Origin of the sequence: Acidithiobacillus sp., from assembly GCF_023255755.1 — a bacterium.
GTDB lineage: Bacteria > Pseudomonadota > Gammaproteobacteria > Acidithiobacillales > Acidithiobacillaceae > Acidithiobacillus.
Genome location: NZ_JAGDVS010000125.1, coordinates 25,350 through 35,813, shown reverse-complemented (window position 1 = coordinate 35,813; position 10,464 = coordinate 25,350). Strand labels below are relative to the sequence as shown.

Sequence of the window (10,464 nt, the reverse complement as noted above, 5' to 3'; positions counted from 1 at the left end):
TTCCTGGACGAAATGCCAGTACGAGTTCCCCCGTGCGGTATTGGAAGTGCTGCGGGAGCCGCTGGAATCTGGAGAAATCCATATCGCCAGGGCGGCGCGGCGGGCTACTTTCCCGGCCCGTTTTCAGTTGGTCGCGGCGATGAATCCCTGTCCCTGCGGCCATCTCGGTGATCCGCAGCAGATGTGCCGCTGTACCCCGGCGCAGGTCAGCCAATACCGCAGTCGGCTCTCCGGCCCGCTGCTGGACCGCATCGACATCCAGATGGAAGTGCCCGCCCTGCCGGTGAGCGCCTTACAAGAGGCGGCACAGGGCGAAAGTTCTGCCTACTGGCGCGAACGCATAGCTCAGGCCGTTGATCGTCAGTGGCAACGCCAGCAGGTGCGCAACGCACAACTTCAGGGCGAACTGCTGGATCAGTGTTGCGCCCTGGATGCGGTGGGCACCCGCCTGCTCAGCCGCGCCACCGAGGCCCTGCACCTCTCCGCGCGGGGCTACCATCGGGTGCTGCGCGTCGCCCGCAGTATTGCGGATCTGGAAGGAAGCGGGCAGATCAGCACCCAGCATCTGGCAGAAGCCATCCAGTATCGGCGCTTGGCGCGGACGCTGGCCCAATAATCAGTTAGAGAAAAGGCCGCTGATTTATATATCATCGGCCCTTACCCTAGTCCTTATGGATACCCGTGTGCCGCCCAACCGCAGAACTCGCTGATGGGAGCAATGCCGTCTCTATACGGGCTATGGCCGCCATCCGGGAGAAATATACCGTTGCACGTTGCGGATTTTTGGCGACGCCTAAGCCTTCCTCATAAACCAGACCCAGGTCAAAATCCGCTCTGGCGCATCCGAGGCGAGCCGCCTGACGGTACCAGTGCATGGCCTCCGGCCAGCCTTTGACGACGGTGCTTTCCTGACGAGTAATCAGTGGGGAGTAAAGGGTACCGAGGTAGAAGGCGGCCTTGGCATCCGGCGCTGATGCGGCCTGCCGCAAACGCGCCAGCGCGGCTGGGTTCTGTTCGGCCTGATTACGCAGGGATTCCAGATCTTGTGCCATGGCTGCGAGAGGCAACAGGCCAGCTATCAACGAGAGTGTCGCACGTAGAAGCACTTCTTCTCCTCCGGCTCATCAAAGGCATTATGATCCCGCATGCTCCCGGGTGGCGTGAAATACGACCTGCGGCCAGCGCTCCATAGTAAGGTCCAGATTAACGCGGGAGGGCGCCAGGTAGGCGAGGCGATTCCCCGCGTCTTCGGCGAGCTGTTCTTCATGTTTGCGGGTAAATTCGGCGAGTATTTTGGGATCATCACACTGAATCCAGCGCGCCGCCTGCACCGCCGCCGGATCAAAAATCGCGTCGACGGCATATTCGGTTTTCAGCCGTTCCGCTACCACATCAAATTGCAGTACGCCCACCGCACCCAGGATCATATCCCCACCTTGCAGTGGTTTGAAGACCTGGGTAGCGCCCTCCTCCGCCAGTTGTTGCAGCCCCTTTTGCAGTTGCTTGGCCTTGAGAGGGTTACGCAGACGCACCCGGCGGAACAGCTCCGGCGCAAAGTAGGGAATCCCGGTGAACTGCAAGGCCTCACCCTGACTGAAACTATCGCCGATCTGAATACTGCCGTGATTATGCAGGCCGATGATGTCGCCGGCGAAGGCTTCCTCCACCAACTCCCGCTCCTGGGCGAGGAAGATAATCGGATTGTGCACCTGAATATCCCGACCCAGGCGCAAATGTTTGATCTTCATGCCCCGCTGAAAGTGCCCGGAGCAGACCCGGAGAAAGGCCACCCGATCGCGATGCTGGGGATCCATATTGGCCTGAATCTTGAACACAAAACCGCTGAAAGCCTCTTCTTCAGGCCGCACCGTCCGCCCCGTGGTGGGACGGGGGCGAGGCGAAGGCGCCCAGTCGATAAGGGCACCCAACAATTCCCGCACCCCGAAGTTATTGATGGCCGAGCCGAAAAATACTGGCGTCTGCTGTCCCTCCAGAAAATCCTCCAGAGAAAAAGGATGGGAGGCACCACGCAGCAATTCTACCTGTTCCCGCAATTCAGCCATTTCATCCGGAAAGCGCCGGTCCAGCTCCGGGTTATTGATCCCGGCAATCCGTTCCACCGTTTGCTCCCGGGTTTCCTCACCGGCAGCGAAGACCAGCACCTCGTCGCGCAGCAGGTGATACACGCCGCGAAAACGCTTACCCATCCCAATAGGCCAAGTGACGGGCGCGCACCGGATACCCAGCACCGATTCTACCTCATCCAGCAACTCCGTCGGATCACGGCTTTCGCGGTCGAACTTGTTCATGAAAGTGATGATGGGGGTATCGCGCAGGCGACAAACCTCCAGCAGCTTGATGGTCTGCGCCTCAACGCCATTGCCGCCGTCAATCACCATCAGCGCCGAATCCACCGCAGTCAGTACCCGGTAAGTATCTTCGGAGAAATCCTGATGACCCGGTGTGTCCAGCAAATTGATGACATGCTCGCCATATTCAAACTGCATTACCGAACTGGCGACGGAAATGCCGCGACTCTTTTCAATGGCCATCCAGTCGCTGGTGGCGTGACGACTACTTTTGCGCGCTTTGACCGTCCCCGCCAACTGGATCGCGCCCCCGAAGAGCAGGAGTTTTTCGGTAAGCGTCGTCTTGCCGGCGTCGGGGTGGGAGATGATGGCAAAGGTACGGCGACGCCGAATGGCGTCAATAAACGCGCCGGCCGGAGCCTCAGCAACAGGGGATGACGACATAAAAGATTAACCTTCTCTGAGTTGATTTACGGACGGCAGGAGCGACAGGGACAAGACCAGCGCATCCTCCCGATCCTCTTCATTGCGATAATAATTCAAACGCACACCGATTTCATGGAAACCTTGGGAGCGATACAATTCCTGAGCGCCGACATTGGACACCCGCACTTCGAGAAAGGCCCTTTGCGCACCCAGTTGCCCGGCCCGGCAGAGGAGATGTTGCAGCATGCGCTGGCCGAAACCGCGCCGACGCAAGGCAGGTGCTACACCGAGATTAAGGATATGCGCCTCGGCCGCGCCCGTGGACAAGACCCCAAAGGCCACCAGCACACCGGCGTCATCCTCCATAATCCAGGCATCATAACCTGCTTGCATGCATTCGCGGAAAATACCCCGCGTCCAGGGTCCCGGCGAAATGTGCGACTCCAGCGTCGCCACCGAATCCAGATCACCTACCTGCATGGGACGCAGATTCATTTTTGTTTCTCCTCCGGCAGGGAGGGACGGATATAGTGCGGCTCCAGCAGCGCCGGGATGATACCTCGATCTCCCGCCTGGTAGCGTGCCTGCGCAAGGCGTAACGCGGCCCCAGCCCGCGGAAAACTATCACCACTCCAGCCGAGGATGCTGGGGCCCTGCCAGTGGGCATGGTAGGTCTGCCAGCCCGTACCCAGCCCCCACCACTGGCCCACCGCTGGCCAACCCACGGCATCGGGAGCACAAACTTTCTCCGCGCCTTGCAGTTGGGGCATGCCCAGCGCATCCTGACAGAACACCCCGGCGTAGACCTCCCCTTTGCGGGCATCCAGCGCCGCCAGCACCTGCGGCTGGGGTACCGTCGCCGCCAGTGCTTGCAGGCTGGAGACAGGATAAACTGGCAGGCCGCGTGCCATAGCCAGTGCCTGCGCCGTACTCACGCCAATACGCACCCCGGTGAAGCCTCCAGGACCTACGCCGCAAGCGATAGCCCCTATATCGGCGAGGGTAATGCCAGCGCGATCCAGGACCCGTTGAATCATAGGGAGCAGCAACTGGCTGTGGGTGTTAACCGCCACGACAAACTCTTCAACCACCCCAGCCGGGGTGCTAACGGCCACTGAGCAGGCCTCGGTAGCCGTATCCATAGCCAGAAAGCGCGGCAGTCCCATCAGGCCTCTCTCCGCCAGAACGCATGGACCGCGTCGAGGCTGGAAACGCGCCGCATAGGCGGCAGACTGTCGAGGAAGATCCGTCCGTAGCCCTTGCTGCGCAGGCGTGGGTCACAGAGCATCAGCACGCCGCGATCCGTCTCCGAGCGAATCAGCCGCCCTACGCCCTGGCGCAAGGCAATCACCGCCTGCGGGATCTGTAGCTCACGGAAGGGTTCACCGCCCGCCGCCTGACACTGCTCCGTGCGGGCACGCAAAATCGGGTCCGAAGGGTTGGCAAAGGGCAGCTTGTCGATAATGACACAGGAGAGAGCCTCACCCTGCACATCCACCCCCTCCCAAAAGCTGGCCGCACCCAGCAGCACCGCATTACCCAGACTGCGAAAACGGTCCAGAAGACGGGGCCGCGGCATGCTCCCCTGCACCAGAATAGGGAAGGACAGCCGCTGCGGCAGGGATGCTGCCGCTTCCTGCAAGGCCCGGTGACTGGTGAAGAGGAAAAAGGTCCGTCCGCCACTGGCCTCAATGACCGGTGCAGCGGCTTCCAGACAGGCCTGGGTGTACGTGGGATGATTGGGCTCCGGCATCGCTGGCGGCAGGTAAAGCAGGGATTGCCGCGCATAATCAAAAGGTGATGCGGCTGTAAAAGTGCTGGCTGCCGTCAAACCCAGAGCACGCTCGGTGCTGGCGAAACTATCGCCTACCCGCAAGGTCGCACTGGTGAGAACCACGCTTTCCACCGGCTCCAGCAGATGCCGCTGCAACAGCGCTGACACATCCAGCGGGGTGGCATGGAGCTGCACCGTACGTGCTTTCTTTTCTTGCCAGAACACCATATTCGGGGTGTTTTGCGCGGTAAAAAAATCCACCGTCGCCAGCAACGCTACCCCTCGCGCCGCACATTGCTCCAGGCCCTTGCCACGTGCTGCAGCCGCAGTCAGGGCCTGGGCCAGCTCAGCCACGGACTGACGCAAACGGGCAAAAGCAGAGCTTTGCGCGCTATCCGGGTTCAAGGTCCAGGACCCGCGCTCCTCACCCGGACCCAAAGCCGTCCGCCACGCCGTCGTCTGCGTTTCTACCTGTGCTGCCGCTGCCAGCAGCCGCTCATCGTCCCCTGCTTCAGTCAGGGTTTCGGCCCGGCTGTCCCGTCCCCAGTCCCAGAGCTGATGGCTGCTCAGGTGCTGGCCGAAGTAGCGCCCGGCCAAATCCAGCACCTGATGGGCCTCATCCAGCACCATGGCCTCGACCTGCGGCAACAAGTCCCCCATGCCGTTGGCCTTTAGTGCCAAATCAGAAAAAAGCAGATGGTGATTCACCACCAGAATCTCCGCTTCCTGCGCCTGGCGCCGCGCCTCAATAACGTGACAGCGCCCGTACTCCGGACAATCACTACCCAAACAGTTGTCCCGAGTCGAGGTGACCAGAGGCCAGACCGGCGAATCCTCAGGCACCGAAGTCAGTTCACCGACATCCCCCTCCCGCGTCCGTCCGGCCCAGTCCGCCACTCGTGCCAGGGGTGCGGCCAAAGCGGGCGCCACACCCTCAGCGCTGAAGCGTTGCAGACGATGCCGGCAGAGATAATTAGCGCGCCCCTTGAGGCGGCTCACCCGCAACAGTTTTCCGGTGGCTCGCAACAGCAGCGGGATATCTTTTTCCAGGATCTGATCCTGCAGGGCCTTGCTGCCGGTAGAAACCAGCACTTTGCGCCCGGAAAGCATGGCCGGCAGAAGATAAGCGAAAGTTTTGCCGGTACCCGTCCCCGCTTCAATCAAGGCGACACCGCCGTCGCGCAGAGTATGGGCCACCTGCGCGGCCATGGCCTGTTGCTGCTCCCGCGCCCGGAACTGCGGTAGCACTTGGGCCAGCGCCCCGGCTTGCCCCAACAGCACGGACCAGTCCTCCCCGATCACTCCCGACACCCCATTTCTGCTCCCGTTTTATCGCCAGTCCTGCTATTTTTACACAAATTCGTGGTGAAGAGGGCATTCATGTATAAACGGCGCGCACGCATCCTGTTCTGGCATCCGACTGATCCGGCAAAGGCCCGCTATGCCGCCACGTTGGCTGAAGCCTTGGGTGCGGACTGGCTGGAAGCGAGGGCGGACGAAACCGACCACGTCTGGCCCGATCTCCTCATCGCCCTCGACTGCCACGCCACGCCAGACATCCCCCACACGGCACATACCCAATGCAAATACTGGCCCCTGGCCCAGGATGCTTGGGAGGACGCCGTGCGCGCGCGCATCCTCGGTGTCATTGGGGGCTTTCGCCTGCTCGCCCGCATGGATCAAAGCGGGGCACCCGGCGCTGCGGCCGCGTCCTTTGACAAAACCTCCGCGCTGAACTAAACCCTCAGAATCTGATCATAACGTATGCGCTATAAAAATCCATTATAGATATGCGCAACAATTCATAGGCAGAAAAACTGTCTCTCGATCTCACTAAAGGAGAGCACTATGGAAGTCATCCATAAAGACGACCAAAGTATCACCATCCGCTTCGACAAAAAGGATCTTGCTAAAATAGTCGAACCCATTATCAAGAATGCCGAGGTCTTTGCTAAAGACACCCTGGATATCGCCTATCTGTTGGCCAAGCAGGATTACCGAACAGAGGATCATTTCAAACAACCACCCCATATTTTTGACTAAAGGAAGCCACTCATGCAAATTCGCGAAGAGCAAGAGCAGAGCGTAGAAGTCATTCTGACCGCCTATGAGGCGGCACAAATCGCCAGCAATATCTTGGCGAACCCAAAAACGGCCGGTCCAGGGGCCGTTGCACTGGCCGAACTGCTCCAGAAGGAGGGCTTCACGGCTGCCCAGACTCAGGCGCCCGATCGTTATGAGTGGAAAACGCCGGATGATATGGAGCAGAACGCCTAAGCGCTCATATACGTCGCCCCCGTCTGCGCCAACAGCCTTGCGCCTTGCAGGCCATAAAAAACCCGCGGGCTGGTTCAGAGCGCGGGTTTTTTATGGCCAATGGGCAGGTATTTACTTCGTCATCAGGAAGCGCTGGACACCGGCAGGCTACGCGCCCCGTCAAAGTGCGCCGCCCAATAAGGATCATTTAAGCTCGCCACCTGAACACCCGTGCTGGGCGTCTGGGCACTGACAAAATGCTGATGACCAATGTAGATCCCTACATGGGAATAAGGCCGATGCATAGTGTCAAAAAACACCAGATCACCAGGCCGCAGATTGACCCGGGAAACCTTCTGTAACTCGGCTGCCTGGGCATAAGAGGTGCGTGGCACATGAATATCAAACTTCGCCAATATATATTTGACAAAGCCACTACAGTCGAAGCCGGAGGCCGGGCTCATACCACCCCAGCGATAGGGGGCCCCGATAAAATTGAGCGCAGAAACCGCCAAGGAACGGGGTGAGAGCCAGGAGCCAGCGTCAGAATGGCCATCCGATGCCGCAGACTGACCTTCTTGGGCGATGTCATCCGCCAGTTGGGCAGCAGCTTGCGGCCCGACAGTGGCATTTCCACTGGCTTCCAACGCCTGCAAAGGGTGACGCGTCCAGTGATAGGCCTGGCTGGCCAACATCTCCAGCGCGAGTCGCAAATGCGACCGCTCCGAGACTGAGGTCACGGCCATTGCGTCGACCGAAGCCGCCACCGGTTTTTCGGGAAGAACGGCTGGCGTGTCATCCGTCGCCATCCCGGCTTTGACCAGCGCCAGCGACTGATCGACAAAAATGGGGCTCGTTACCTTTTCCGCATCGGCCGCAGGAAAGGATTGCATTTTAAAGTCGTAAGTCGAAACGCGCTGTGGCGCCGCACCTACCCCAGCAAATTCAACCGGCGCGAGATGCATCAACTGCAAAGCCGTCGGCGCCAACGCCATATAATCGTTTTTTAGAGCACGCAATACTGTCCTGTGGGCAGTTCGGAAAGCTACCCTTTTCGCCTGTCTGACAGGCACTAACCCATTGTCACGTGTGAACTGTATTTGGACTGTTTTCGAGTTTTTCGAAGTGCTCTTATAATGGAGCCGTGCGTGGCTGTGGCGACTGACCCGATGCAAAGCCTTGTGGCCTGCCGCATGCGGCGCCGCCTGACACACACTAATTCCACCTAAAAACGTCAATGCCGCCATGGCAACCTGCCAGCGATGTTTATTCCGCATTCTTTATCTCCCGAACTAACTGGGAATCGCCGCTGCGTAATCTGCCGATTGGCTGATTATGCAGAGACATTGCCATTTCTCATCAAGAAGAGAAACTTCGAGGCTGCCCCTACCCACAATAAAAAAGCCGAACAAGTTCGGCTCGATGTGCATACTGCGTTGTGGACGTGGGCGCACGGCGACGACCCGAGCGCAGGACGAGCGGACGCCCGTGCGATAACTCTCTCCGAATCAAGTCGAATATTAGCCATTAGTAAAATCGATGCTCCATAGTCCATGTTTGGGACTATAGGTCGTATCCATGCCCGCGGCAAGACCCAATCGCTAGTTATGACGCGCTATGGCGCTCCCCTATGAACAATGGCCCGACCATTGCCATCAACATGATTGGGTCATCCATACGCACTTCGACATCAGAGATTATTGACAGGCAGCGCTCTTTATATGAAATTGATAATCGTTCTTATTATCATAACAAGGAGCGCGCACCATGTCCCGACTTTTCCGCCCCACCGCTGCTGTGCTTGTCATCTGCGCTGGCACTTTCGGGCCCTTTTCTGATATCTGGGCAGCGGAGGATCCAGCGGCAGGGGGAAGCGGCCCCGTCCCCTATGTACCAGGCCTTTCTCCCAAATATTTGCCGGCTTACCACCATTTGACCGATGGCATCTCCTGGGCTGGACATGCCGACAGTGAACTCTTTTCCAACCTTGCGGGCGGCATTCGCCGGGGCAGGGAGGGCAACATTGCCGGCCAGTTTGGCGTTGAGTATAACACTGAGAAGGCAGGCCTCTGGAGGGGGGCAAATTTAGCCTTTCCCTCATGGGCATTTATAGCAGCGGGGCCCAGCAAAATTATAGCGGCGACATCCAGACGGCCAGTAATATCTGGGCACCCGACGCAGTCCGTTTTTACGATGCCGCCTTCCGCCAACACTGGACAGACTGGATCAACACCCGTGTCGGTTATATGGACGTAAATTATTACTTTGACGTCACTGCCAACGCCTTGCAGCTCATCAACAGCTCCTTTGGCATGACGCCGACCATGACCGTCAACGTCCCTGGTACCGCCACCTATCCTTACTCAGGTCTGGGGTTTCTGGTGGGCACCCACAGCGAGCACCTGAGTAGCAAGGTTGCACTATTTCAGGGCGACCCTCAGCACCAGACCTCCGCCTTTGAACGCGGCTACATGGCCTTGTGGGAAGGCGGCCTGCACTGGGGCAAGGAGGAGGAAGACGATCTTGAGGACAGCAGCGACAATTATGGTCAGTACATCCTCAAAGCAGGTGCCTGGCACTACCAGCCGTCCTACCCGGATCGCTATGGGCTGTCCCCCACGACCTCGGGCGTTTATGCCGTCGCCGAAGGGAACTGGAGCCTGCCCGGAGAACGTCGGCTGGGAGCCTTTGTCCAGATGGGCGGCGCGCCGCAGGACATCAATCCCGTCCCCTGGTATCTGGGACTGGGTCTGCGCCTGGGCCACCCCTTCGCCGGTCGCCCGAATGACAGCCTGTCCATCGGTATGGCGCGCGCCTGGCTGCGCCCAGGTCCCGTGGCAGAGAGCCTTGGCGTGGAAACCACCGCCATCGGCAATGCCGAGACGGCTTACGAACTCACCTACGTCGCGAAGCTCACTGAGCACCTCAGCCTGCAGCCAGACCTGCAATATATACAGCATCCCAACGGCTATTTTCCTGATGCGACGGTCGGTATGTTGCGTTTGCACGTCGAATTTTTCTGAATGCGGAGGCCGATTCAGTGAATCCATCCCTGTTCGTAGGAGACCTTAAACTGGGCGACAGTGCCAGAGTACGCGATGTCACCGGGGGCAGAGATATGCAGCAACGCATGCGCATGCTCGGCATCCGCCGGGGCACCGATACCCGCGTGGTCCATGGTCCGGGCAAGCGCGGTGCGGTATTGCAGGTGGGTGGAGCACGCATTGCGCTGGGCTGGGGCGTCATCCAGCGTATTGAGGGGGCTGGATGATCTTCTCCCTGCTTTATGGCACCGGCCTGGCCTGGGGCGCCAGCACGGTGATTTACCAGACGGGCGCCTTCGCCGAACATCCGGGATCTTCTACGGCTTGGATCGCTGGCGTGCTGGCAGCTTTTGCCTTGCTGGTCATCGGGCTGCGGCTTTATGGACAACGCAGCGACGCCCTATCAAAGCCATCTCTGAACCGGAGGGCGTTGGTATGAAACCGTTGTTCGCAATTCGGGATGTACTACAGAAACAAGACATGGCCAGCGCCAGCCAGATGGCTGCGGAATTAAAGCTCTTTGTTGGACTGGTCGAGGATATGCTGGCGTATTGGCAGCGGCGCGGCGCGGTAGAGCAAGTATCCGTGGGTACACGGAAAAGTTGTGGCAGCAGTTGCAGTTCGGGCGGCTGCGGCAGGTGCAGCAATGCCTCTT

General features: G+C 59.2%; 14 protein-coding genes. 8 read left to right on the top strand and 6 right to left on the bottom strand.

Features of this window, described 5'->3' with window-relative positions; all coding sequences use genetic code 11:
- The coding region (locus Q0C48_RS08895; RefSeq protein WP_291523528.1) for an ATP-binding protein at positions 1-616 on the top strand (616 nt) is incomplete at its 5' end.
- Between the two features lie 46 nt (positions 617-662).
- Here the strand turns inward: Q0C48_RS08895 and Q0C48_RS08890 are convergent.
- Genes Q0C48_RS08890 through Q0C48_RS08870 form a run of 5 tightly spaced genes read right to left on the bottom strand, consistent with a single transcriptional unit; the run spans position 663 to position 5,820 of the window.
- A complete protein-coding gene (locus Q0C48_RS08890; protein WP_291523527.1) occupies positions 663-1,106 on the bottom strand; it encodes a sel1 repeat family protein in 444 nt (147 codons plus the stop codon).
- 27 nt (positions 1,107-1,133) lie between these two features.
- Positions 1,134-2,753 carry a peptide chain release factor 3 gene (locus tag Q0C48_RS08885; protein ID WP_291523525.1) on the bottom strand — a complete coding sequence of 540 codons (1,620 nt, stop codon included), beginning with the start codon at positions 2,751-2,753 and terminating at the stop codon, positions 1,134-1,136.
- A gap of 6 nt (positions 2,754-2,759) precedes the next feature.
- Positions 2,760-3,230 carry a ribosomal protein S18-alanine N-acetyltransferase gene (rimI, locus tag Q0C48_RS08880; RefSeq protein WP_291523523.1) on the bottom strand — a complete coding sequence of 157 codons (471 nt, stop codon included), beginning with the start codon at positions 3,228-3,230 and terminating at the stop codon, positions 2,760-2,762.
- Complete coding sequence (gene tsaB / locus Q0C48_RS08875) at positions 3,227-3,901, bottom strand: tRNA (adenosine(37)-N6)-threonylcarbamoyltransferase complex dimerization subunit type 1 TsaB (RefSeq protein ID WP_291523521.1); 675 nt, start codon at positions 3,899-3,901, stop codon at positions 3,227-3,229. Before tsaB ends, rimI begins: the two co-directional genes overlap by 4 nt.
- On the bottom strand, positions 3,901-5,820 hold the full coding sequence (locus tag Q0C48_RS08870; protein ID WP_291523520.1) for an ATP-dependent DNA helicase: 1,920 nt from the start codon (positions 5,818-5,820) through the stop codon (positions 3,901-3,903). The genes tsaB and Q0C48_RS08870 overlap by 1 nt, the downstream gene beginning before the upstream one ends.
- A gap of 69 nt (positions 5,821-5,889) precedes the next feature.
- Here Q0C48_RS08870 and Q0C48_RS08865 point away from each other — a divergent pair, with 69 nt between their 5' ends.
- From Q0C48_RS08865 to Q0C48_RS08855, 3 genes are all read left to right on the top strand, one after another.
- The gene (locus Q0C48_RS08865; RefSeq protein ID WP_291523518.1) at positions 5,890-6,249 is read left to right on the top strand and encodes a hypothetical protein; all 360 of its coding nucleotides are present in this window, start codon (positions 5,890-5,892) and stop codon (positions 6,247-6,249) included.
- 108 nt (positions 6,250-6,357) lie between these two features.
- Positions 6,358-6,552, top strand: a complete 195-nt coding sequence (locus tag Q0C48_RS08860) for a hypothetical protein (protein WP_291523516.1) — start codon at positions 6,358-6,360, stop codon at positions 6,550-6,552.
- Between the two features lie 12 nt (positions 6,553-6,564).
- Positions 6,565-6,786, top strand: a complete 222-nt coding sequence (locus Q0C48_RS08855) for a hypothetical protein (RefSeq protein WP_291523514.1) — start codon at positions 6,565-6,567, stop codon at positions 6,784-6,786.
- Between the two features lie 122 nt (positions 6,787-6,908).
- Here Q0C48_RS08855 and Q0C48_RS08850 read toward each other — a convergent pair whose 3' ends face one another.
- Positions 6,909-7,760 (bottom strand): C40 family peptidase, encoded by an 852-nt coding sequence (locus Q0C48_RS08850; RefSeq protein WP_291523512.1) that lies wholly within the window; start codon positions 7,758-7,760, stop codon positions 6,909-6,911.
- Positions 7,761-8,864: 1,104 nt separating this feature from the next.
- Here Q0C48_RS08850 and Q0C48_RS08845 point away from each other — a divergent pair.
- The 4 genes from Q0C48_RS08845 to Q0C48_RS08830 all read left to right on the top strand — a co-directional run.
- Complete coding sequence (locus tag Q0C48_RS08845) at positions 8,865-9,788, top strand: carbohydrate porin (RefSeq protein WP_291523510.1); 924 nt, start codon at positions 8,865-8,867, stop codon at positions 9,786-9,788.
- Positions 9,789-9,805: 17 nt separating this feature from the next.
- Positions 9,806-10,036: a FeoA family protein gene (locus Q0C48_RS08840; protein WP_291523508.1), complete on the top strand. Its 231-nt coding sequence runs from the start codon at positions 9,806-9,808 to the stop codon at positions 10,034-10,036.
- Positions 10,033-10,248, top strand: a complete 216-nt coding sequence (locus Q0C48_RS08835) for a hypothetical protein (RefSeq protein ID WP_291523506.1) — start codon at positions 10,033-10,035, stop codon at positions 10,246-10,248. The genes Q0C48_RS08840 and Q0C48_RS08835 overlap by 4 nt, the downstream gene beginning before the upstream one ends.
- The coding region (locus Q0C48_RS08830) for a FeoC-like transcriptional regulator (protein ID WP_291523505.1) at positions 10,245-10,464 on the top strand (220 nt) is incomplete at its 3' end. The genes Q0C48_RS08835 and Q0C48_RS08830, both read left to right, overlap by 4 nt.

What these genes read in the sequence shown, in the direction of transcription:
- Q0C48_RS08885 (WP_291523525.1), bottom strand. Translation starts at nt 2,753, where the DNA reads ATGTCGTCATCCCCTGTTGCTGAGGCTCCGGCCGGCGCGTTTATTGAC.
- rimI (WP_291523523.1), bottom strand. Translation starts at nt 3,230, where the DNA reads ATGAATCTGCGTCCCATGCAGGTAGGTGATCTGGATTCGGTGGCGACG.
- tsaB (WP_291523521.1), bottom strand. Translation starts at nt 3,901, where the DNA reads ATGGGACTGCCGCGCTTTCTGGCTATGGATACGGCTACCGAGGCCTGC.
- Q0C48_RS08865 (WP_291523518.1), top strand. Translation starts at nt 5,890, where the DNA reads ATGTATAAACGGCGCGCACGCATCCTGTTCTGGCATCCGACTGATCCG.
- Q0C48_RS08860 (WP_291523516.1), top strand. Translation starts at nt 6,358, where the DNA reads ATGGAAGTCATCCATAAAGACGACCAAAGTATCACCATCCGCTTCGAC.
- Q0C48_RS08855 (WP_291523514.1), top strand. Translation starts at nt 6,565, where the DNA reads ATGCAAATTCGCGAAGAGCAAGAGCAGAGCGTAGAAGTCATTCTGACC.
- Q0C48_RS08850 (WP_291523512.1), bottom strand. Translation starts at nt 7,760, where the DNA reads ATGGCGTTGGCGCCGACGGCTTTGCAGTTGATGCATCTCGCGCCGGTT.
- Q0C48_RS08845 (WP_291523510.1), top strand. Translation starts at nt 8,865, where the DNA reads ATGGGCATTTATAGCAGCGGGGCCCAGCAAAATTATAGCGGCGACATC.
- Q0C48_RS08835 (WP_291523506.1), top strand. Translation starts at nt 10,033, where the DNA reads ATGATCTTCTCCCTGCTTTATGGCACCGGCCTGGCCTGGGGCGCCAGC.